Genomic DNA, 22355 nt, shown 5'->3' with positions numbered 1-22355 from the left:
GCGCGGCACCCGCCGGCGCTGCGCAGGCGCCGGCAGCCCCCGCCGCGGCGACTGAGGGCAGCGCTCAGGACCCCATAGCGCCGGTGCAGCCGCACCGGCAGGGCGAGCCGGCACCGCACGACGTGGTGCCGCGCTGGCTGGAGGCCGTGCGTGCCCAACGCCGCGCCCTACAGGAGCGCCGCCGCGCCCAGCATCAGGCGCGCCGACGCGCCCTGGACCCGATGGGCACGGCCCGGCAGGAAGCACTGGAGCAGGAGTTCCAGCGCCGCAGGCGGGAGATGCGCGACATGATTGCGCAGGACCGCTGGATGTTCCTGAACTTCGGCCCCTGGCTCGCACCCATGCCGTCACCACCGGTCGGTAACGCCCCCGCCGGCGGGCCGTCCGACCCACCTGGAGAGCCACCCGCCGACCCGACCGCGCAGACCGAAGAACACACCGGGGCTGTCCCGCGGCAGATGGAGGAGCTGCCGGAGTGGGACAACGGCTGGTACTTCCGCGGCTGGTAGCGGCTCACGCCCCCGAGCCTGAATCCCCGGGTGCCGGCGACTCGGCTCGCCTCGCTGCACCAGTGCGGGCAGTCGCGCTGCCGCCCGGGTCCGCCGACTTCAGTCGGCAGCCTTGCGCAGGCGGACTTCAGTCCGCCGATGGCAAATGTTCGCCTGACCCCGGCGTCTCCGCAGCGCTGCGCTAGTCGGCCGGCTGTTTACGCCCGCGCCGGTTGTCGGATCCCGGTGTGGCATCGGCGGTGAGCACCGGCACGTCCTGCTGCGCGTAGACCAGCCGCTCGGCCTGTTTCTGCTCGCGGGCGCGGATCACCTTCTCCTGCCGGGAGCGCACGCCGTAGCCCAACGCCGCACCGCCGGCGGCAGAGATGGTGAGCAGGCCGAGGGTCATGAGCTGCGCGAACATCAGCGCCACGCCGACACCGACGGTGCCGCCCACGGCCAGCCCCGTCTTCAGCGTCGCGCCGCCGGAGCTGCGCTTGCGCTGCTTGGCGAGCTTGGCCTTTTCCTTCTCCGCCTGGATACGCAGCTTCTCGCGCTCGCGGGCGTGGCGCTTGTGCTGGCGCGCCACGGCCTGCTCCTTGACACTGCCGATGACGGAGTCGAACCAGAGCGCCACCAGCAGGCCCAGGGTGGCCGCCAACGCGCCGAACAGCCAGCCCGTCTGCTGCAGGTCCGTCATCAGCGCCGTGTAGGTCAAGAGCGCCGTGGCAACCTGCAACAGCAGGATGCCGATGAGGAACTTGAAGACACCGCCGATGCGTGGTCCGAGCATGTGGTACTCCCGCCGCTCAGCGGCCGCGTTGAACAGCGGCCAGGTGGGGGGCGGCCGGCCTGAGGCCCGGCGGCCGTGCCGTGCCGAGGGCCGCGGCCTGCGCACCGTCGTGCCCGCCGAGCATGAACACCCAGTCGCCGGCCGGCGGCGGCGCCGCGGAGCCCATGGTCGGGTCCGGCACCATGCCCATGAGCCGCCCGCGCACCGCCAGGAGGCTGTCCACGCGACCGACTGCCGCAGGCGGGACCTCCCGATCATAGGCGTCCACGACAGTGTACATGTACTCCGGCCCGATCCGGCTCAGGTCCACGATCATCCGCGGCTGCTGCGGGCTGCCCGGCACCAGCCGCGGCTCCAGCGTGGAGACGAGGAAGGGTCCAGGCGCCGTCGCGAGGCGCGCCGCCAGCGCCGGCTCGCCGGCGCGACGCAGGTAAGCCGCAAGCGTGCGTCGCAGGTCTGCCGACGGCACCGGGCCGGTGCGCTCCGCCAAGGGTACACCGGTGCGGCCGGCATCGACTGGCACTACGAAGGTGTGTGCAGCCGGGTGCGCAGCACCGGCGGCTGGATCTGCCGCCAGCACATAGGTCTCGATGACCCGCAGCAGCTCGCGCCAGCCGGCCGCGTCCACGCCACCGGCCTCGCCGCCACCGCCGAACAGCACAAAGGTGTACAAGCCATAGCCGGGCTCGGCGCTGCCGATGAGCTGTGCCAAGCTGCCGGCGCTGTGCGCGGTAGCGCCGGCGGAATCGCCGCCGGGCGGAAAATGCATGAGCGCGACCTCGCCTGCGGTGCCGGCGACGTGCGACAACACGCCGCCCGCCGCCGCGACACGCTCGCGCCCGGCCCGCAGCAGCCCCTCTGCTGCGGCGCGCTCGACGATGAGCGCCGAGGTATCGCCGGTGAGTGCCACCGCGCGGTCGATGACGGGCACGGCGGCATCGGCGCCGTTGCGGGCCACCACGTCGGTGACGATGTCCGCGAGATCACCGCAGCCGCCCAGAATCAGTGCGTCCACCGCGGCCGCGGGTGCCACGCCGTCCGCCTGGAGCTCCGCCACCAGGGCACTCAGCATGGAGGCCTCGGTGACAGCGTCCGGGCGGCTCGCGCAGCGTGCCGCCACGGCCTGGCGCAGCGCCTCATCGCCGTCCGGCAGGGTGGTCGTCGCGCCGGCGCCGGGTATTGGATCGAGCTCGGCGCCGGGCAGCGTCGTCACCAGGTCTCCGGCCGCACGCCCGGGCAAGGGTGTCAGCGTGTCCGCGGAGCGCCTTGCGGCACCGGCACCGGCTTCGCCTGCGCGCGACCCGCCGCCGGCAGCTCCCGCCGCCGGCGGGCGCAGGTCGCGCTCGGCGCGCTCCGGCGGCTGCGCGCAGGCGACCAACAGCAGCGTGGCCGCGGCGGGCAGGACGGTGGCGAATGACGGCATGGCAACGACTGCGTGACGGGAACGGCCCGAGCGCACCCGCAGCCCGGGGCGCCCGCGTTCGGGCCGGATGATAGCGGAATCCGGGGTCCGTCAGCAGCGCCCGCCGGCGGCTTCGGGCCAGGCGGCGGATCGGTGTCGGGGGCGAGGGGCGAGGGGCGAGGGGCGAGGGATTGAAATCCGCGGCGGGTGCGCAACTTCGCCTGGGCGAAGCCATGCATCGCGCGGCGCCGCGGGCCGTGCCGGCTGCGCCGGCCGCGCAGTACCATCCCGGACGCTGAAGGCAAACCATGGACAAGCCCTACTCACCGGCCTGCGACGAGAACAAGGCCCCCATCCTCGCCGTCCTGACCCCGCTGTTCGCGGACCGCCGCCATGTGCTCGAGATCGGCGCCGGCACCGGCCAGCACGCGGTGCATTTCGCCCCCGCGCTGCCGCATCTCACCTGGCAGGCAAGTGACATCGCCGCCCACCTTCCCGGCATCGCGCGCTGGCTCAGTGAGGCCAACCTCCCGAACCTGCCGGCGGCCATAGCGCTGGACGTGGACGGCCGCTGGCCGCAGCCGGATACGCGCTTGCCCTTCGATGCCGTCTACAGCGCCAACACCGCGCACATCATGTCCTGGGCGCAGGTGGAGCGTCTGTTCGCCGGTGTCGGTGCGCTGCTCCCGGCGGGGGCGCCCTTTGCGCTCTACGGGCCCTTCAGCTATGGGGGCCGCCACACCAGCCAAAGCAATGCAGACTTCGACCGCATGCTGCGCGCCCGCGACCCCCTTTCCGGCGTGCGCGACCTGGACGACCTGTCGCGCATCGCCGACGCCGCCGGGCTCGCACTGGAAGACGACATCGCCATGCCGGTGAACAACCGCACCCTGGTGTGGCGCAAGGGCTGACGCCACCTGCCGGCCACCCCCCCGAGCCCCCGGAGGACCACCATGAGCATCGACCCCAACCGCCTGGAGCGCGCCCGGGCCGCCTGGCGCTGGCGCGGACAGACACGCCCGGACTTCGCCGTCGCCCCCGGGCCAGGGCAGGAATCCGTCTGGGATTACCCGCGCCCGCCGGCCTATGTACCGGACAGCCGCCACGTGGAGGTCTACGCCGGCGACAGGCTGCTGGCCAGCACCGACCGCGCCATCCGCGTCCTGGAGACCGGCAGCCCGCCCACCTTCTACCTGCCGCCGGAGTCAGTGGACATGGCGCAGCTCGCGCCGTCACACCGGCACACCTTCTGCGAGTGGAAAGGTCGGGCGGAGTACTTCCACGTCACCGACAGTGATGGGCAGCGCATCGCCAATGCCCTCTGGCGCTATCCGGACGCCTTCGACGATGCCGCGCCCATCGCCGACTGGTTTGCCTGCTATCCGTCTCAGCTGCGTTGTGTCGTGAACGGCGAGACCGTGCGCGCCCAGGCGGGCGGCTACTACGGCGGCTGGATCACCGCGGACGTGGTGGGGCCGTTCAAGGGCGAGCCCGGCACCGGGCACTGGTGACGGCACTGGTAACGGCACAGGGGCGGCGGTCGGCATGGCCAAACGGGAGCCGGTAACCCAGGCGGTGCGGGCGCTGCGGGCGGCGGGTGTCGCCTTCGACGGGTATCCTTACGACTACCAGCAGGGCGGCACGGCCGAATTCGCGGCCCAGCTCGGCGTGGACGAGCACGCCGTCATCAAGACCCTCATCCTTGAGGACGATGCCCACAAGCCCCTGGTCATGCTCATGCACGGCGACCGCGAGGTGGCCACGGGCCTGCTCGCCAAGGCCATCGGCGCCAAGCGCGTGCAGCCCTGCGCGCCCCGGGTGGCCGACAGGCATTCCGGCTATCAGGTGGGCGGGACCTCGCCCTTCGGCACCCGGCACGCCATGCCGGTGTACTGCGAGCGCTCCATCACAAACCTGCCGCAGATCTACATCAACGGCGGCAAGCGCGGCTACATCGTTCGGCTCGCCTCCAGCGACCTGTTGTGGGTGCTGAGGCCGACGCTGGTGGATGCAGCCCAGCCGGGGGCCTGAGGCCAAACGCGGTCGACAGGACCCCGAGCACAGGTCCCTGGTTGATGCCTGCCGAGTCGGTGGGTTTCTTCACAACCGCTCAGGCCCCGGGGGCGCCGCAAGCGCCATCAGGGTCCGCCGGCGAGCGCCCGGCAGCCAGCGCGGCGCACGGAGCCGCCAGCCGAGGTCATCGCCCCGAACCACGCGCTCGTGTCCGTCACAGGCGTGGAGGCGCAGCTCACCGCAGGCGCCGCGGCGCAGTGCCGCCGGCAGCGGTGCGAGCCACTGCTCCAGGCGCTCGACGGCACCGGCCCAGGCGGCGACGTCCCGGTCTGCGAGCGCCTCCTCCAGTGCATCCCACACCACCAGCAGACGCCCATCGGCGCCGGACAGCAGCGTCCCGACATCGGCCCCCGGCTGCGGGCGGTGCGCTGCGTCGCCCGCCGCCGCGAGCCCGCGCAGCAGCGGTGTCGAGCCCACGGCGAGATCCGGCGGCGTGGAGGGCACCCGCCAGCGCCCGCCGCCCCAGCACCAGAGACCGTTCACCGCGGGCCGGCCGGCGGCCTCGCGCGCCTGATTCACCGGGCTCTGGAAGAGCAGCATCTGCGCCTCGCTCATCAGCGCCCCCCAGCGCGAGGCATCGGCACCCGTCGGCAGGTAGGGGTCGATGTGCTGGCCGGTCACCTGCGCGAGCGGCGTCGTACTCATGGCCGGCGGCGTCCCACAGCGCAGATACCAGCGGTCCGCCGCCGGCGCATGCACGCGCAGGCCGTCGTCCGCGAAGTGGGCGTTCAGCTCGGCCACCAGCCCATCCGCCTCGGCCTGGCTGATGCCCAGGTGCCGGGCGTCGAAGAGCCTGAGCAGGTCACGGTCCGGGCGCAGATGCACCGGGTCCGCGTGCAGCCACCAGCCCTGGCGGTCCCAGTCCGGGTCATCCGCGGCCAATGCGTAGGGTGCGCTGGCCTCGGCACCGAACCGGGCCAGGAGCACCGACGCCAGGTCCGCCGCGGCGGCGTCCGGCGTCTCATCGGCCTGATCGAGCAGCAGATCCAGCGTGGGCGTCTCCAGCGGGTCCGGTGTCGGCGGCACCGGGCCCAGAAGCCCCGGGACGATCAGGTCGAGGGTGGCAGGCATGGGCTCGTAGGTACGGAGTCATTACGGGCACGGGGTACGGGGTACGGGGTACGGGGTACGGGTACGGGGTACGGGGTACGGGGTAGGCTCACGGGTGCGAGCGCTGCCGGACGACCCACGAAGACGAGGCCACGCCTCGTACTTCGTATTACGTACTCCGTACTTCCCGCCTTACAGCTCCCGCGTCGCCGAGAACCGGATCTCCGGCCACCGCTCCTCGGTGAGCTGAAGATTCACCCGCGTCGGCGCCAGGTAGACCAGCTGGTCGTCACCGTCCAGGGCCAGGTTGTCGTGGGCCTTGGTCTTGAACTGCTCCAGCAGCTTGGGGTCGTCGCAGTTGACCCAGCGGGCGGTCTGCACGGACACGGGCTCCACCACGGCCTCCACGCCGTACTCGTCCTTGAGGCGGTAGGCGGCCACGTCGAACTGAAGCACGCCGACGGCGCCCAGGATCATGTCGTTGTTCTTGAGCGGGCGGAACACCTGGGTGGCGCCCTCCTCGCAGAGCTGGAGCACGCCCTTCTGCAGCGCCTTGGTCTTGAGCGGGTCCTTCAGCACCACGCGCCGAAACAGCTCCGGGGCGAAGTACGGGATGCCGCCGTACTTGAGCTCCTCGCCCTCGGTGAAGGTGTCGCCGATCTGGATGGTGCCGTGGTTGTGCAGGCCGATGATGTCGCCGGGCCAGGCCTCGTCCACGCGCTTGCGCTCGTCCGCCTGGAAGGTGATGGCGTTGGCCACCTGAACGGTCTTGGCCGTACGCGCATGGCGCATCTTCATGCCCTGTTTGTAGCTGCCGGAGCACACGCGCAGAAAGGCGACGCGATCGCGGTGCGCCGGGTCCATGTTAGCCTGGATCTTGAAGACGAAGCCCGAGAACTTGCCTTCTTCCGGATCGACGCTGCGGGGGCCTGCCTCCCGCGCCCGCGGCGGCGGAGCGTACTCGACGAAGGCATCCAGCAGCTCCCTGACGCCGAAGTTGTTGATGGCGGAGCCGAAGAACACGGGTGTTTGCAGGCCCTTGCGATAGGCATCCAGGTCCAGCGGATGGCTCGCACCCTGCACCAGCTCCAGCTCCTCGCGCAGCTCGGCGGCCTGATCCCCCAGCAGCTCGTCCATGCGTGGGTTGTCGAGCCCCTGGATCACCTCGCCGGTCTGGATCCTCCCGCCATGGGTGGCGCTGAACAGATGCGTGCAGTCGTGGCGCAAGTCGTAGACGCCCTTGAAGCGCTTGCCCATGCCGATGGGCCAGGTCACCGGCGCGCACTGGATTTTCAGAACCTGTTCGATCTCGTCCAGGATCTCGATGGCCTCGCGCCCCTCTCGGTCCAGCTTGTTGACGAAGGTGAGGATGGGCGTGGTGCGCAGCCGGCAGACTTCCATCAGCTTGATGGTCCGCTCCTCGACGCCCTTGGCGGCGTCGATGACCATCAGCGCCGAGTCCACCGCGGTGAGCGTGCGGTAGGTGTCTTCGGAGAAATCCGCGTGGCCCGGCGTGTCCAGCAGGTTGACGATGGACTCGCCGTAGGGAAACTGCATGACGGATGAGGTCACGGAGATGCCGCGCTGCTTCTCCAGCTCCATCCAGTCCGAGGTCGCATGCCGCGCCGCCTTGCGGCCCTTGACGGTGCCCGCCATCTGGATGGCGCCGCCGAACAGCAACAGCTTCTCCGTCAGCGTCGTCTTGCCCGCGTCCGGGTGGGAGATGATCGCGAAGGTGCGCCGTCGCGCGACCTGGTCGTGGAGCTGGGACATGGTCGTTGCCTGGGAGCCAAAGCCTTGAGATAACCGGCAATTTTAACGCCACAGGGACACGCCAACCAGTGCCGCGCATCCTGCCTCCCACCGCGCCGCGCGGCCACACCGCGTTTTGCCCGACCACCATCGAGCCGCTGACTTGCCCAGCACAGGATCTGTTGCTGGACCAAAGCCATGACGCCCTGCATGTCGGCGATGGCGGTCTCCGCAACGCGCCGGACCAGCATATCGACAGCTGTGCCCGGACGGTAAGGAGGGGCCTTGGTCACCCGCGACCTGGACTTCGCGGACGTGCGCCGATACCCGCCAGCGCACACGCCGGGCTACCTGGTGATGCGCGTTGCGGATACCTGGATCGCAACCGATCGGGTCAGGGATGGCACGAGCCCCATCAGTCCCCCAGCTTCTCCACCACCTTCGCCATCAGCGCCTGATTGCTCTTCAGCTGCTCGTTCAGCACCCGCGCCATCTCCAGGCTGTTGTCCTGGAACACGCGCAGATTCTCGCTCTGGATGCGCTGGGTCTCGAGAATGCGGTCGGCCATGTCGCCGATGCGGTCCGCCATCTTGCCGATGCGGTCGGCCATCTTGCCGATGTCGTCGGAGAGCCGGAGGATGGTCTCCTGGATGTCGTCGGCGGCTTCGATGGCGCCGCCCATGGGGTTGTTGCTGTTCATGGTCGGTGACTCCGCGGTTGGACGCCGCGCAGCATGCGGCGAGCCTGCGGCCTGCGCAACGGGTGAATACCCTTGGCCGAGCTGCGGATCAGGCGCCGGGCGCTCAATAGTCGGCGGTATGCGCCTTCTGACGGGCAATCACAACGGCATCCCGGATTGCCTCCCGGGGCGGGCTCGGCCACATACCGTCGTGGCGCAGGGCGTTGCTGCCGAAGCCCGGTCGGTCATCGGCGGGCTCCAGCGAGCCGTCCTGCTTGACCAGGAAGAGTCCCTCGGTACTGGCGGTGTCGCTGCGCACGATGATGCGTGCCACGGACGCCTCTTCCCCGTAGTCCACCTGGTAGAGATAGGTATGCCCTCGGTGCCGTTTGATGTACAAGCCTGCCCTCCTCCAGTGCTGTCATTTTTTCGTCATGTGCACCCACGCGAGCCTACCCCAAAAGCCCCGGGCAGGCGACGCCGCGCCGACACCCTGACGGCGTCCGCAGTCTGGAGCACAAGCCGTTGACGCCCGGCTTCCCGGCGCCGATGATCCGGCCGGGAGCACCGACAAGCCACCCGAGGAGCGACCCGACCATGCCGGCCCTGCTGCGGATCACAGCCCTGGTGCTGCTGGTGGTCATCGTCGCCTGGCAGCTCTCCACCGACGATCAGCGCCGCCGCCTGCTGGTGGCCTTCGGTGTCGCCGACTCCCTGGAGCAGGCGGCCCTCACGGGGCTCACACTGGTGGGGCCCGGTTTCCAGATCGAGCTGCTGGAGCCCCTGCCGCCGGTGCAGCGCTATGTGGCCATCCGGCAGCGTGGGGATGGGTCGCCCAGCTCGGCCCCCACCTCGGCGCCCAAGTTGGCCACAAGCCCGGCCACAAGCCCGTCGCCGCGGGCTGGGACGCGCGGCAGCATCGGCCACGGCGGCGACCCCTGTGCCGTGGGCACGGCGCGCAACCCGACTCGTGCGGGCGCGCCCACCAAGGTGCACCGCTATGTCGATGCGGACGGCCGGGTGGTGTTCTCCGACCGTGCCCCCGCAGCTGCCGAGACCCAGAAGCTGGCACTGGCGGGGGACACAGGCGTCGGCCGCTTCTCCGCGGAGTACGATTTCGATGGCCTCACGCCCCCGCTCGGCTTCCAGCACCAGTTGGAGATCGACCTGGACGGCGTCTTCCACTTCCTGGCCGACGACCTCGGCCTGCGCGGCGTGCAGCCGGTGCACCTGCGTCTGCGCATCGTCCACGGCCAGCCCCGCTTCGCGCGGCTCGCCAGTGCCACCGGACTCGACACCACCAGCGGCTTCTACACGCACAAGGACAACCTCGCCGTGGTGCGCTGGATGGGCGATGCCCGCACCCGCGCCGTGGCCCGCCACGAGATCGCACACCTGGCGCTGGGCAACTGGCTGGGGCGCACGCCACTGTGGCTGAACGAGGGCCTCGCCGAGGTGGTGGAGCGCATGCGCTTCCAGCAGAGCTTCGCCATCGCCGACGCCCCAGCGCGCAGGATCGCCCGGCTGCGGCGGCTGGAGCGCGCCGACCGCCTGCCGGCGCTGCAAACTTTCCTCACGAGCAACCGCGCCGACTGGAACGGCTGGGGCAACGACCTCGCCTACCCCTACGCCTGGTCCCTGGTGCATTTCCTGTTGCAGGAGCCCGCCCGCCAGCGCACCGTCACCGGCCTGCTGAACCAGCTGGCAGCGCACCGCTGCCGGCCCTTCGACCACCTGGCCTACCTGGAGCGGGACTATATCGGTGGCCTCCCGGGCCTGCGGCGGGACTGGCGCCGCTGGCTCGCGGGCGAGGCGGCGCCGCTCCACTTCTGACGCCGATGTTGGGGGGTGGCGACCGCTCGATCATGCCGGCGGCGTCGGTGCGCTCACAGTCTGCGACACGGGATCCTCAGGCCCCCGCTGGTCCAGCAACACGTCCTCCAGCGGTCGCCGCAGGCTGAAGGGCGCCTCCGGCCCATGGCCCAGGCGCAGCAGCAGCTGCGCGGTCTCGCCGTGCAGGCCAAGCGCCCCATGCAGTGATGCGCGCAACGACGGCACCTCGATGGGCTGGTTGATGAAGGCGGTGCGGATGCCGAGCGCCGTCGCCTGCAGGGCCAGACGCTCATAGGCGCGGCCGGCATCCACCCAGGCTCCGGGGCTGTCCGCCGACGCCACGACGACAGCGAGCAGCGGTGAGCTGCGGATATTCGCGGTGTCCGTCTCCGCCTGGCCACGCCCGGTCAACAGAAAGCGCAGCAGCGGCCGGGCCAGCCACCGCGGCAGCGACGGCTGGCCCGCGGGCGTGCTGGCGAGCCCGTCGCCTGTCTCCAGGGCCTCCGCGTCGGTGAAGCGCAGCCAGCGGATGAGCTCACGGCGAAAGGCCGGGTCCGTCAGCTGGGTGACGTCGCCGGCGCGGACGAAGTCGATGACGGTGTCCCGCAGCGCCGGGCTGTCGAGGAGCAGCGTGCGCGCCGTGCCGCACGCACCCGCCTGCGCCAGCAACGCCCGGTGCTCACGGGCGATGGCTCGACCGTCGAAGGGCCGCCGCGTGCATTGGCGGCGCACGAGCGCCGCGGACAGATCTGTCGCACCCAGCGCCGCCGACGGCTCGAAGTCGACCCGCAGGCCCTGCGGCTGCTGCGCGAGCTGCACACTCGCCGCATGCCCCTGCGCGGCGGCGGCATGCACGAGGTTCTCTGCCGCGCAGCCGAGGCTCCGCCACAGGTGCGCATCGTCCGGGTCCACCGCGGGGCAGCGACGGCGGAAGTCCGGCAGCACCTCGATGGCCTGCGTGCGCAGCCGGAACAGCCAGGGCTGGGTGTTGTGGCTGGATGCGGCAAGGGTGGCGAGGCGCACCAGCTCATGCAGGTCGAGGGCGCCCCCCACAAGCTCCAGCGCCGGCCGCCGCTGCGCGGCCGCGGCAACCGCGTAGGCACTCGCATTGTCCATGCTGCCCTCCGTTGTCCGGTGATGCCCCTGTCATGGCGTTGCCGGCGCCGTCGCCCGCCCCGGCAGTGTGCGATCTTTGGCCGAGCCCGGTCCAGCCCCCAGCCACGTGCAACCGCTGCGGACGGCGCCTTCGGGGAGCACCGCTCCAGAGCATCGGTCACTCCCCCAAAGTCCGAATCTGACGGCATCCAGCGGTCGTTTCTGACAGGCTGAGCGTCAGAAAGGCGCAGTAATCCACTCGGGCATGCGGCTACGCTGTAATCAGGTCGCTGGCCCGAGCAGGACGCAGACGAAACCGACCCGATGAGCCTGAAGGACAGCAGCCCGAGCTCGGACACGTCGTCCGGAGCACCCGTAGTGCCTGCCCGAGAGGAACGTGCGATGAACCATCCTATACCGACGAAGCCGCAACTGTGCCTGTCCGCCGCCCTGATGGGGCTGTGTACCTGCATCGGCACCGCCGCTGCCGCCGATGTGTCCGAGATCGAGCTGCGGCGGCTGTTCGCGCCCACCGAAGCCGAGCTCGCCGCGGAGGCCGATGGGCGGATCTACATCTATGACGGGCTCACGGACATGGACGTGCAGCGCGCGCTGAACGAAGAGTTCGAGCGCGTGGACAACATGATGTTCATCCGCACCCGCAAGACCGACGAGAGCGGGGAGGTCAAGCGCGATGCCGACACCGGCGCGGTGGAGTACGAGGACGACGGCTGCTGAAGCCCGCTCCGTTGCTGCCCCGACGCAACGGGGCAGACGCAGCGGGGCAGCCCCCCTGACACAGGAGACCAGCACATCATGCAACGACGACGAGCCGATTCCGCGCCACTACATCCAGGCCCTGTGTGCGAGCACAACGGCGCGCCGGTGCTCGGCATGGACTGGGGCTGGGGCGTCTCCGCGAACCCCTATGTCGCCTTCCAAATTGCGTCAGGCGCCGCCGGCGACCGGGTGACCCTGCGCTGGCACGACAACCGCGGCGACACCGGCGAGCTCAGCACCACCGTCGTCTGAGCCCGCACCGGCGCTTCCCAACCCGCGCCGGCGCCGATGGGGCGGCAGCATCCGCCCCACACGCCCGGCGTCCGGCCCGAGCCCCTCCCTGCCGGTGTCATGGGATCGCACGCCCGGCGACCCCGCCCCGCGCCTGCCCGCAGGCCCGGGACCCACCCGAGCGCCGAATCGAGCGGCTCCCCGGCCGGCGCGGGCGCATCAGCATATTCAAATATTGGCGAAACCCTTATGCCACATGGCATAAGCCGCAATCGGCTTGCGCCGATCCGCCAAAAGCCGCAGCATTAGCGGTCTTGGGAATGCTCATTATTTGCAGACCCAAACCAGAACCAGCGAGCAGTATCCAGCATGACCCCGGCAGACCTGAACCCTGTGCGCGAGCACATCGCGGCACGCATCATCGGCCAGCATCAATTCATCGACAGCATGCTCGTATGCCTGCTGAGCGACGGCCACCTGCTGGTGGAGGGCATGCCCGGGCTCGCCAAGACCACGGCGGTGAAGGCGCTGGCCGAGGCCATCGAGGGCGACTTCCACCGCATCCAGTTCACGCCGGACCTGCTGCCGTCGGACCTCATCGGCACCGATATCTACCGCCACGAGCAGGGCGAGTTCGAGTTCCGCCCGGGCCCGCTCTTTCACAACGTGCTGCTGGCGGACGAGGTGAACCGCGCGCCCGCCAAGGTGCAGTCGGCGCTGCTGGAGGCCATGGCCGAGCACCAGATCACCGTCGGCCAGCGCACCTATCCGCTGCCCAAGCTCTTCATGGTGCTCGCCACCCAAAACCCGGTGGAGCAGGAGGGCACCTACCACCTGCCGGAGGCGCAGCTGGACCGCTTTCTGATGCAGGCGGTGGTGACCTATCCCACGCGCGAGGAGGAGCTCGAGATCCTGGCGCTGGACAGCCGCCAGCAGACGGCACCGGCGCCCGAGCCCGCGGCGCCGCTGAGCCAGGAGCAGCTGTTTCAGATGCGCCGGGACGTGGCCGAGCTGTACCTGGACCCGAAGCTGCACAGCTACATCGTCGACCTGGTGCAGGCCACCCGCCATCCGAAGCTCTACGACGCCGACCTGGCCCGTTGGTGCCGCTTCGGCGCCTCGCCGCGGGCCAGTATCGCACTGGCCCGCTGTGCCCGTGCCCGCGCCTGGCTCGACGGTGACGAGTTCGTCGCCCCGCACCACATCCAGATGGTGGCGCCCGAGATCCTGCGCCACCGCCTGCTGCTCACCTTCGAGGCCGAAGCCGAGGGCATCACCACGGACGAGTTCGTGAATCGGTTGCTGAACCTCGTCGCAATCCCATGATGCGGCGATGCTTCGGCGCCGGCAGCCGGAACTTGAGCACCGAATGAGCCTGTACCCCCGCCTCGACGACCTGCTGGAGCTCCGCCACCAGGCCCACACCCTGGGCGTGTCCTCGCACCACCTGGTGAACTCCACCTTCGCGGGGCTGTACGCCTCGGTGTTCCGGGGGGCCGGTATCAATTTCGAGGAGGTGCGCGAATACCGCGAGGGCGACGACATCCGCCACATGGACTGGAAGGTCACCGCGCGCTTCAACGAGCCGCACCTCAAGGTGTTCCGCGAGGAGCGCGAGCGCAGTGTCGTGCTTTGCGTGGACCGCGGCCCGCACATGGGCTTCGGCACCCGCGGCACTTTCAAGTCCGTGCAGGCGGCGCGCGCCGCGGCGCTCATCGGCTGGGCCGCGAGCCGGCTCAACGACCGCGTCGGCGGCATCGCCTTCGGCGACCCCGTGGCGGGACTCCAGCACTTTCGCCCCGCCCGCGGCCGCCGCGCGCTCTGGCAGCTGCTGCGCACCCTCACCCAACCGGCAGCGGAGCGCAGCGCGTCCGTGGACGCCCTGCCAGGTGCGCTGCGCCGCACCAGCCGCGGTCTGCCCACGGGCTCTCTGGTGTTCGTCATCGCCGACCTGAACCGCGAGGCGCGGGACCTGGAAGGCGTGCTCGGCAACCTGGTGCAGCGCAGCTCCGTGGTGCTGCTGCCGGTGGACGACCCGGCGGACTGGCAGATCCCGGCCATGGGCAGCGTCACCTTCACCGCCACCGACGGCACCCTGGTGGAGATCGACACCGACGACGCCGACGCCGCGCGTGCCTACCAGACCGCCTGGCAGCAGCGGCGCGACACGCTCAAGGCCATCGCCAACCGCCTCAATGTCATCCTCATGCCCATCCGCACCGATGCGGACATTCACCTGAGCCTGATTCACAGTCTGGAGCAACGTGCCCGCGCGCGAAGCGTCTGACGCGAGGTGGCGAGTTTGGAGGAGCGACTATCGAGAAAGCCCATCGCAGCCGCCGCCCCCTCGCTCCTCGATCCTCGCTCCTCGCTCCTCGCTCCTCATCAAAACCATGGACCCCACCCAACTCCGCGACATCCACGTGCAGATGGGCCACCTCTGGTGGCCGCCGGCGCCGGGCTGGTGGCTCCTCGCCGGCGCTCTGGTCCTGCTGGGGCTAGCCTTGTGGCGCTACGACCCGCGCTGGCGGCTCTATGTGCCGCTGCCGGTGATCACGCTCGGCACCTGGCGCTGGGAGGCGGCGCAGGGGCTGCGGTCGCTGCGCGGGCGCCTGGCGCGCGAGCCGGTGAAGCCCATCGCCGCGGAGCTGTCCGAGCTGCTGCGGCGCATCGCCATGGCCCGCCACGGCCGTGCCGCCTGTGCCGGACTCCATGGCGATGCCTGGCTCGGCTGGCTCACCGACAATGACCCAAAGGGCTTCGACTGGCGCCACGACGGCGCAGCGCTGCTGACCGCCGCCTACGCCCAGCCGGGCGCCGCCAATGCCCAGCGCGAGGCCATCCGCCGGCTGCTGGATGCGGCCATGGAATGGGTCGCCGCGCCGGACCCCAAGCCCGCGCGGCGCCGGCGCCAGCGCCGCCTGCCGGGCTGGCTGGGCCGGCCGCTGCAAAGCGTCCGCCAGCGGCTGCGGCGCCGGCGCCCGGCGACCGCCACGGCACGGGAGACGGCCTGACGCGAGGCCTCGGCAACCCATGACCCTGTTCGAGTTCCAATGGCCCTGGCTGGCGCTGCTGCTGCCCCTGCCGCTGCTGCTGCCCTTCCTGTGGCGCGAGCACGAGGACACAGCGCCGCAGGAGGAGACCCTGCAGGGCGAGCGCATCACCCTGCTGCACCCCCATGTCGATCAGCTCAAGGCGGCCTACCAGGCGCGGCGGCCGCGCCGGCAGCTGGCGGGCTGGCTGTACCGTCTCCTGCTCTATCTGCTCTGGGCCGGGCTGGTGCTGGCGCTGATGCGCCCGCAGTGGCTGGTGCCCCACACCGAGGTCTCCGCCCCCGGCTACGACCTGATGCTGGCCGTCGACGCTTCGCACTCCATGGACGCGCTGGACTTCACCGTGGAGGGCCGGCAGGTGAGCCGGATGCAGGTGGTGAAGGGCGTCATGGGCCGCTTCATCGATGCCCGCGCCGGGGACCGCATCGGGCTCATCATCTTCGGCAGCGGCGCCTACGTGCTCTCTCCGCTCACCATCGACCGCGCCGCGGTGCACATGCTGCTGGAGCGCGTGGTGCCGAGCATCGCCGGCGGCAGCACGGCGCTCGGCGATGCCGTGGCGCTGGGGGTGAAGAAGCTCCGGGACCGCCCGCCGGGCTCGCGGGTCATGATCCTCATCGCCGACGGCGACAACACCGCCGGCAGCTTCCAGCCGCTGGACTCGGCCCAGCTCGCGCGCATGGCCGGCGTGCGCATCTATGTCATCGGCGTCGGCAGCAATCAGGAGCGTATCCCCATCCTGCACGAGGGCAAGATCGAGTATTGGGACGACCTCACCATGGACGAGGACACCCTGCGGCGCCTCGCCGAGATCACCGGCGGCGCCTATTTCCGCGCCACCGACACCCGCGCCCTGGAGGAGATCAGCCGCCGCATCGCCGAGCTGGAGAAGACCGAGACCGAGACCCGCACCGCCTACCTGCCGGAGCCGCTGTATCGCTGGCCGCTGGGGCTGTCGCTGGCGGCGCTGCTTGCGCTCGGGCTGTTCCCGGAGGGCCGGCGGCGCTTCATCGTGCGCCAGGCCAGCAGCTGATGCGCCGGTGCAATGACGGCGTCAGTTCGGCACAGTGCGCCCGCTGACAGGATCACCATGAACGAAACCGGCTTCCATTTCGCCGAGCCCGCCTGGTTCTGGGGCCTGCTGGCGCTGCCGCCCGTCGCCTGGTGGCTCTGGCGCAGCGCCGCACGGGCCGCGAAGGCACCGGTGCATCGCTATGCGGACCCGGACCTGCTGCCGCACCTGACGGGCACCCGGGCGCTCGCGGGCACGGAGCGCTGGGGGCGCTTCTTCGCGTGGTCGGGCCTGTGGCTGCTGCTGCTTACTGCCATGGCCGGCCCACGCTGGGACTACACCGACGTCCGCCTCTTCCAGCCGGGCGACAATCTGCTGATCCTGCTGGACGTTTCCCGCTCCATGGAGACTGCGGACGTGGCCCCGAGCCGCCTCGGCCGCGCCCGGCAGGAGATCCAGGACCTGATCATGCAGAACCGGCGCCTGCGGCTCGGGCTCATCGCCTTCGCATCGTCGCCGCACGTGGTGGCGCCGGTCACCGAGGACAGCCGCACCATCCTGCTGGCCCTGCCGGCACTGGCCACGGACCTGGCGCGCCTCCAGGGCAGCCGGCTGCACGCGGCCCTGGACCGGGCGGAGATCCTGCTCGATGCCCTGCCCGCCGACAGCGCCCGCTCGCTGCTCCTCATCAGTGACGGCGACTTCGACGAGCCCGACCTTGCCGAGCGGGTGACACAGCTCGCCGAGGCCGGCATGGTCGTGCATGTGCTCGGCATCGGCAGCGGCGCCGGCGGCGACGTGCCGGGCCCCCGCGGCGCGCCACTGGTGGGGCCGGACGGCGCCCCGGTGCGCTCCGCCCTGGATGCCGAGCAGCTGCGCGCCCTCGCCGCCGCCGGCGGCGGCCTCTATCGCCACGCCGACTACCGCGACGAGGACACCGCGGACATCCTGAAGGCCGCCGCCCGCAGCAAGCTGCCGCCACAGGCCACCGACGAGCGCACCCGCATCTGGCACGAGCGCTACTACCTGCCCGTGCTGCTGCTGCTCGCGCTGCTGTTGCCGCGCTTCAAGGGCCGCGCCCGCCGCCACCGGCAGGCCGGCCCGCAACCGGCCGCCGCCGCGGCGGCGCGGCCTGCCGAGGAGACGGCATGAGCGCCCGCCTCGCCGTCCTGCTGCTGGTGGCGGCGGTGCTCGGCGCCGGCGTCGGCCAGGCCGGCATGTTCCGCAACGCCGAGCAGAGCGCCATGGAGCGGTTCGAAGCCGGCGACTTCGACGCGGCAGCCGCCGGCTTCGATGATGCCTACCGTCGCGGCGTCGCCCTCTACCGCGCCGGCCAGTATCGTGCCGCCGAGGTGGCCTTCAGCGACGTGGAGCGCGAGGCGGTGCGTATCACGGCGCGCTACAACCTGGGCAACGCCCGCTTCAAGCAGGGCGACTACACCGGCGCCATCGACGCCTACGAGCAGGTCCTGGCCGAAGCGCCCGGCCATGCCGACGCCCACTACAACCTGACCCTGGCGCGCTCCCAGCTGGCGAAGCTGGAGCAGCAGGCCTTCCAGGAGGAGTCCGAGCAGGAAGAGCCAGAGGCCCCGCAGCCCGAGACATCGGAAGAGACTCGCGAAGAGACCCCCGACGAGACTGATCAGCCACCGCAGCAGGACCAGCAGCAACAGCAGTCCGAGCAGCAGCAACAGGAGCAACGGGCGTCCGAGCAGCAGCAGTCCGAGCAGCAGCAAGAGGAACAGCAGGCGTCCGAGCAGGAACAGGGCGAGCAGCAGCAAGAGGACCAGCAGGGCGAGCAACAGCAGCAGGCGTCGCAACAAGGCGACGAGCAGCAGGAGCAGCAGCAGGCGGGCGGCGAGCAAGAGGACCAGCAGCAGACCGGCCAACAGCAGGCGGAGAGCGAGTCCGGCGGCGGCGAGCAGCAGGACGCGGCCGGCAGCGCGGGCGCGGACAGCGACGCGCAGCGCGGCGAGGCGGGCGAGGAGGCCGCGGGCGAGACCGGCGGCGACGAAGACACCGGCCGTGAAGCAGGCCCACGCGACGAGACCCCAGAGGAAGGCGGCGACGAGGAAGACGAGCAGGACGCCGCAGGCGGCGAGCAGGAGCAGCGCGAAGACGCCGATGGCGCCATGGATGAGGCGCAGACCGAGGGCGAGGCCGAGCGCGGCGGCGTCGAGGGCGGCGAGGAGCCCGGCCGCGCCGCGGGCGAGGACGCAGACAGCCTGATGCCCGCCGGCGGCGACGACGAGCCGCCCCAGCCCAACGATGAAACCGGGGACGAGACGGGCGGCAGCGAGACGCCGGAGACACCCGAAGCGGCACAGCGCCCGGGCGACGAGGTCCGCCCGGACAGCGAGGCGCCCGGCACGGGCACCGATGACACCAGCCCCGAGCGCGCCCGCCGCGGCGAGGGCGTACCGCCCGACCAGTCCCCACCGGACATGGACGATCTCGCCGGCGACCGCGATGCCGTCGAGCGCTTCGACCAGCTGGGCGATCAGCCCTGGGCGGGCCTCGGCCCCGAGGCGGGCATGAGCGAGGCCCCCGCCCTCGGCGGCGAGCAGGTACTCGGCCCCGGCATGCTCATCATCGAGCAGCGCCTGGAGCAGGTTGAAGGCGACCCCTCCATGCTGCTGCGCAACCAGTTCATGCTGGAGGATGTCCGGCGCATGCGCGAGAGCGGCGGCCGGGTGCAGGAGAGCCGGCCATGGTAAGGGTGCAGGGACCAGGGTCCAGGGCCCCGGGCCGCGGGCTGCGGGGCGCGTCCGTGGGACGCCGGGCTCGGCTGCTGCTTGGCGTCCTGCTGTTGGCCGCAGCGGCCACGGCAACCGCCCAGCCGCCCTACCAGACCTGGCAGTTCCGGCCCGTTGAGCCGGGGAATGCCCGTGGCATACCGCCGCAGCCCGCGCCGCCGCCGCCCCCGCAATCCGCGGGCGAGGCAGCGCCTGCGGGCGCAGCCCCCGCTTATGGCCAGCCGATGTGGCCCGGCTTTCGTCCCGGGGTACAGCCGGGCGCAGCGCCCGGCCAGGGGCGGCAGGCGCCGCCGGGGATGCCCTTCCAGCAGCCGCCGCCGGGCCAGCCCTTCGGCCAGCCACCCGCGCAGCAGCGCTCCGCCCCCGGGTCCTACCAGGCAGGTCCGTACCAGCCGGCACAGCGTCCCGCAGGTGGCTGGTACGACCCACGCGGCGGCACCGGCGCCCTGCGCCCGCAGCTCGAGGTCCTGGTGGCGGAGCGCGACCCCTATGTGCAGCAGAACGTGCTGGTGCGCCTGCGGGTGGTGAGTGCCGGCAACCTGGCCACCGCGTCGCCGGAGCTCGCCGGCGTCGAGGATGTGCTGCTGGAGCAGCTGGCGGGCCCCACCACCAGCACCCGGGGCGGTGCCGGCAGCCAGGAGATCGTCAACGAATACGTGCTGGCCATGACGCCCCTGCGCGCGGGCCCGCTGGAGGTCGGCCCCCTCAAGGTGAGCGGGACCCTGGCCGGCGGGGTGCCCTTCGAGGCGGTGGCGCGCCGGCCCATCGCACTCGATGTGCGCCCCCCCATGCCATCGGTGCGGCCCTGGCTGCCGGTGCGGACCCTGCGCATCGAGGCCGAGCTGACGGACGCCGATGCCATGGCCCGGGGCCGGCCGGCGACGCTCACGGTGGAGCTTGAGGCGGAGGGCGCGGTGGGCGACCAGCTGCCGTCCATGGAGCCCATGCTGCGCGCCGAGGCGTTTCGGGTCTACCGCGAGCGCACGGTCACCGACACCCGGCTCACCGACAACGACCGAGCGCTGGTGGGTAAGCGCATCGAGGTCTACACCCTGGTGCCCCAGACCGGCGGTCGCCTGCAGCTGCCGGAGCTGAGGCTCGCCTGGTGGAACGTGGAAACGGCGAGCCGCGAGGCCTCCTCGGTGCCCATCCGCGTCTACGACGTCGCCGGTGAGCCCGGGCCCTTCGGCTTCGCGCGCTCGACCGACAATCAGGCCGCAGCGGACTGGTACAAATACTGGCTGCCGGTGGCGGGCCTCGCGCTGCTGCTCATCGGCTACTGGGGCGGTGTGTGGCTGCACGCACGCGTGCCACCGGGGCAGCGCGGCGCCCTCTGGCCCCAGGTGAAGCGCCTGAGCGCAGGCGGCTTGCGGCAGGCGGGCCGTGGGCTCGCCGCCGTCGGCCGCGTGCTGCACCCGGGCCCCATGCTGCGCCGACTGGGCGCGGCAGCCGGCCGCCTCGCCCCCTTGAGCACGCGGGTGTATCAGTGTGCCCGGGCGGCGGACGACGCCCCGGACCCGGCGGCCTGGTGCCAGGCGTTCCAGCAGCAAGCCTGCCGACGGCTCGCCGTTCATGCCCGGGAGCCCCTGCCGCGCATGGCGGACCGCATCACGACGCTGCGCCCGGGGGCGGACCGCGCGCGGGTACAGGCACTAATGCAGCAGCTCGACAGCGCCCTCTACAACCAGGGCAACATGGCCGACTTTCCCCGCTGGAAGCGCGAGCTCCGCCGGGCACTCAGACCCGGCACGGGCGCCCTGCGCAGTCTCCTGCCGGGGCATGTCCGCCGTGCCCGGCTGCCGGTACTGAACCCCCGGCCCGCCGGCTGACCGCGCACACCAGCGCGCGGGCGGGGTCCCGACAAGCCGCCCGCAGGCTCGCTACCGGCGCGAGTCGCGCCGCAACAGCCCCGCCGGTGCCGGGTCGGCGTGCGCTGCCCACGGCTTGGGCTCCTGTGGCGGAGCGCCCGCCTGCGCCGGCAGGGACACCACCTCGGCCGGGAAGGCCCCCACGGTATCCAAGGCAGTGGTGGCGTCTGCCGCCGCCTGCGCGGGCGCGGGCACGCCGGCGCCATCGCTGCGGCGCAGCAGCAGACCGACGCAGAGGAGTCCGCCGATGGCGAGTCCGAGCGGCGGCAGCGCCAGCGGCTGCCGGGTCAGCACGAACACCAGCAATCCCACGCCCGCGACGAGCTCCGGCAACCCGCTCAGCACGCGCGCCGCCCAGCCGGAGCGTACGGGTCGCGCAGCGCTTTTCGGCGTGCGCACGAAGGCGCTCGGGATGCCAAGCAGGGCTTCCAACGCCGCCCGGGCGTTGGACAGCAGGAGTCCGCTGCTCAGCATCAGGGCCAGAACGGCTTCCCGCGCGAGCACGGGCAGCGGTGCCGGCTGCGCCTGCCCGAACCGGCCGCCGGCAACCAGCAGGGCCAGCGGGCCCAGCAGGCCGACGCTGGTGGTGACGAGCGCCACCCCCATGAGCACGGGACTCGGGGCGACGGCGCCTGCGATGAAGGGCAGGGCCGCCGCCAGGCACAGGGTGCCGACGAGGAAGCTCAGGGGCTGGGCGAGCTGCAGGCTGATGAAGGCCTTGTGCCCCACGGCCATGGGGGCCGCCCACACCCGTGGCGCGAGCTTTACCAGGCATTGCACGAAGCCCTTGGTCCAGCGGAACTGCTGCGCCCGCCAGGCGCGGGCGGACGCGGGCAGCTCCCCCGGTACACCCAGGTCCTCAAGATAGGCGGAGTCCCAGCCCGCCAGCCGGGCGCGCAGGCTCAGGTCCAGGTCTTCGGTCAGGGTGTCTCCGGACCAGCCGCCGGCAGCGTCGATGGCGGCACGCCGCCAGACCCCGCAGGTGCCGTTGAAGGGCACCGGCAGGCCCAGACGGTGCCGGACCGCCTGCTCGATACCGAAATGGCCGTCCAGCAGCCGCGCCTGTGCACGCGTCAACACAGACGCACTGCGATTGGCATGCAGCCATCTGGCCTGCACATGACCCAAGCCCGGGTCCGCCAGCAGGACGCCGAGGGTGCGGCGCAGAAAATCAGAGCTCGGCCTGAAATCGGCGTCGAATACGGCAACAAAGGGCGCCTGACAGACGCGGAGCCCGGTGGCCAGCGCCCCGGCCTTGAAGCCGCTGCGGTGCACGCGGTGATGCAGCGACACCCGCCAGCCCCGCAGCCGCAGCCCGGCCACGGCATGTCGGCTCATTGCCAGCGAGCCGTCCGTGCTGTCGTCCAGTACCTGAATCACCAGCCGCTCCCGTGGCCAGTCCAGAGCCGTGATCCTACATAGAGCAGTTCAGAGTTGCTGAACGCAGCCTAACTTGCTGAAATCCCGGCACAAGGAGGTGCCCATGAACG

Annotated in this window: 22 protein-coding genes; 14 read left to right on the top strand and 8 right to left on the bottom strand. The window is 71.6% G+C overall.

Translation table 11 applies throughout. From position 1 onward, the window contains the following. Window positions 1-83: 83 nt before the first annotated feature. Complete coding sequence (locus tag QZ607_RS10330) at window positions 84-509, top strand: hypothetical protein (RefSeq protein WP_295882462.1); 426 nt, start codon at window positions 84-86, stop codon at window positions 507-509. Window positions 510-690: 181 nt separating this feature from the next. Here the strand turns inward: QZ607_RS10330 and QZ607_RS10325 are convergent, their stop codons facing one another. Next, window positions 691-1281: a hypothetical protein gene (locus QZ607_RS10325; protein ID WP_295882461.1), complete on the bottom strand. Its 591-nt coding sequence runs from the start codon at window positions 1279-1281 to the stop codon at window positions 691-693. A 16-nt stretch (window positions 1282-1297) separates the two neighbouring features. Continuing rightward, entirely contained in the window at window positions 1298-2704 is a 1407-nt protein-coding gene (locus tag QZ607_RS10320; RefSeq protein ID WP_295882460.1) for a hypothetical protein, read from the bottom strand. Between the two features lie 287 nt (window positions 2705-2991). On the opposite strand from QZ607_RS10320, the gene QZ607_RS10315 reads away from it, so the two are divergent. Genes QZ607_RS10315 through QZ607_RS10305 form a run of 3 tightly spaced genes read left to right on the top strand, consistent with a single transcriptional unit; the run spans window position 2992 to window position 4714 of the window. After that, entirely contained in the window at window positions 2992-3594 is a 603-nt protein-coding gene (locus tag QZ607_RS10315) for a DUF938 domain-containing protein (protein WP_295882459.1), read from the top strand. A gap of 42 nt (window positions 3595-3636) precedes the next feature. Continuing rightward, a complete protein-coding gene (locus QZ607_RS10310) occupies window positions 3637-4194 on the top strand; it encodes a DUF427 domain-containing protein (protein WP_295882458.1) in 558 nt (185 codons plus the stop codon). Between the two features lie 34 nt (window positions 4195-4228). Beyond that, window positions 4229-4714, top strand: a complete 486-nt coding sequence (locus tag QZ607_RS10305; RefSeq protein ID WP_295882457.1) for an aminoacyl-tRNA deacylase — start codon at window positions 4229-4231, stop codon at window positions 4712-4714. A 69-nt stretch (window positions 4715-4783) separates the two neighbouring features. On the opposite strand, the gene QZ607_RS10300 is transcribed toward QZ607_RS10305, so the two are convergent. The 4 genes from QZ607_RS10300 to QZ607_RS10285 form a co-directional block, all read right to left on the bottom strand. Then, window positions 4784-5827, bottom strand: a complete 1044-nt coding sequence (locus QZ607_RS10300) for a phosphoglycerate mutase (RefSeq protein WP_295882456.1) — start codon at window positions 5825-5827, stop codon at window positions 4784-4786. Window positions 5828-5998: 171 nt separating this feature from the next. Then, window positions 5999-7579 (bottom strand): peptide chain release factor 3, encoded by a 1581-nt coding sequence (locus tag QZ607_RS10295; RefSeq protein WP_295882455.1) that lies wholly within the window; start codon window positions 7577-7579, stop codon window positions 5999-6001. A 394-nt stretch (window positions 7580-7973) separates the two neighbouring features. Beyond that, window positions 7974-8258 (bottom strand): hypothetical protein, encoded by a 285-nt coding sequence (locus QZ607_RS10290; protein WP_295882454.1) that lies wholly within the window; start codon window positions 8256-8258, stop codon window positions 7974-7976. A gap of 103 nt (window positions 8259-8361) precedes the next feature. Then, window positions 8362-8637, bottom strand: a complete 276-nt coding sequence (locus QZ607_RS10285) for a hypothetical protein (RefSeq protein ID WP_295882453.1) — start codon at window positions 8635-8637, stop codon at window positions 8362-8364. A gap of 197 nt (window positions 8638-8834) precedes the next feature. On the opposite strand from QZ607_RS10285, the gene QZ607_RS10280 reads away from it, so the two are divergent. Further along, window positions 8835-10070, top strand: a complete 1236-nt coding sequence (locus QZ607_RS10280; RefSeq protein ID WP_295882452.1) for a DUF1570 domain-containing protein — start codon at window positions 8835-8837, stop codon at window positions 10068-10070. A gap of 30 nt (window positions 10071-10100) precedes the next feature. On the opposite strand, the gene QZ607_RS10275 is transcribed toward QZ607_RS10280, so the two are convergent. Beyond that, on the bottom strand, window positions 10101-11186 hold the full coding sequence (locus QZ607_RS10275) for a nitroreductase (protein ID WP_295882451.1): 1086 nt from the start codon (window positions 11184-11186) through the stop codon (window positions 10101-10103). 381 nt (window positions 11187-11567) lie between these two features. On the opposite strand from QZ607_RS10275, the gene QZ607_RS10270 reads away from it, so the two are divergent. From QZ607_RS10270 to QZ607_RS10230, 9 genes are all read left to right on the top strand, one after another. Further along, window positions 11568-11903 (top strand): hypothetical protein, encoded by a 336-nt coding sequence (locus QZ607_RS10270; RefSeq protein WP_295882450.1) that lies wholly within the window; start codon window positions 11568-11570, stop codon window positions 11901-11903. Between the two features lie 78 nt (window positions 11904-11981). Beyond that, window positions 11982-12197 (top strand): thiosulfate oxidation carrier complex protein SoxZ, encoded by a 216-nt coding sequence (locus tag QZ607_RS10265; protein WP_295882448.1) that lies wholly within the window; start codon window positions 11982-11984, stop codon window positions 12195-12197. Between the two features lie 348 nt (window positions 12198-12545). Next, complete coding sequence (locus QZ607_RS10260; RefSeq protein ID WP_295882446.1) at window positions 12546-13502, top strand: AAA family ATPase; 957 nt, start codon at window positions 12546-12548, stop codon at window positions 13500-13502. Window positions 13503-13545: 43 nt separating this feature from the next. Then, window positions 13546-14463 (top strand): DUF58 domain-containing protein, encoded by a 918-nt coding sequence (locus QZ607_RS10255; protein ID WP_295882445.1) that lies wholly within the window; start codon window positions 13546-13548, stop codon window positions 14461-14463. A 106-nt stretch (window positions 14464-14569) separates the two neighbouring features. After that, window positions 14570-15190, top strand: a complete 621-nt coding sequence (locus QZ607_RS10250; RefSeq protein ID WP_295882444.1) for a DUF4381 domain-containing protein — start codon at window positions 14570-14572, stop codon at window positions 15188-15190. 25 nt (window positions 15191-15215) lie between these two features. Further along, on the top strand, window positions 15216-16262 hold the full coding sequence (locus QZ607_RS10245; protein WP_295882574.1) for a VWA domain-containing protein: 1047 nt from the start codon (window positions 15216-15218) through the stop codon (window positions 16260-16262). Window positions 16263-16319: 57 nt separating this feature from the next. Further along, window positions 16320-17393, top strand: a complete 1074-nt coding sequence (locus QZ607_RS10240) for a VWA domain-containing protein (protein ID WP_295882443.1) — start codon at window positions 16320-16322, stop codon at window positions 17391-17393. Continuing rightward, window positions 17390-18958: a tetratricopeptide repeat protein gene (locus QZ607_RS10235; RefSeq protein WP_295882442.1), complete on the top strand. Its 1569-nt coding sequence runs from the start codon at window positions 17390-17392 to the stop codon at window positions 18956-18958. The genes QZ607_RS10240 and QZ607_RS10235 overlap by 4 nt, the downstream gene beginning before the upstream one ends. 335 nt (window positions 18959-19293) lie before the next feature. After that, a complete protein-coding gene (locus tag QZ607_RS10230) occupies window positions 19294-20826 on the top strand; it encodes a hypothetical protein (protein ID WP_295882440.1) in 1533 nt (510 codons plus the stop codon). Between the two features lie 51 nt (window positions 20827-20877). Here QZ607_RS10230 and QZ607_RS10225 read toward each other — a convergent pair whose 3' ends face one another. After that, window positions 20878-22248 carry a glycosyltransferase family 2 protein gene (locus QZ607_RS10225; RefSeq protein ID WP_295882572.1) on the bottom strand — a complete coding sequence of 457 codons (1371 nt, stop codon included), beginning with the start codon at window positions 22246-22248 and terminating at the stop codon, window positions 20878-20880. Window positions 22249-22355 lie beyond the last annotated feature (107 nt).

This window comes from uncultured Thiohalocapsa sp. (assembly GCF_913063425.1).
In the GTDB taxonomy this organism is placed as follows: domain Bacteria; phylum Pseudomonadota; class Gammaproteobacteria; order Chromatiales; family Chromatiaceae; genus Thiohalocapsa.
The sequence above is the reverse complement of the archived record's forward strand: the minus strand, read 5'-3'. Positions and strand labels throughout refer to the sequence as shown.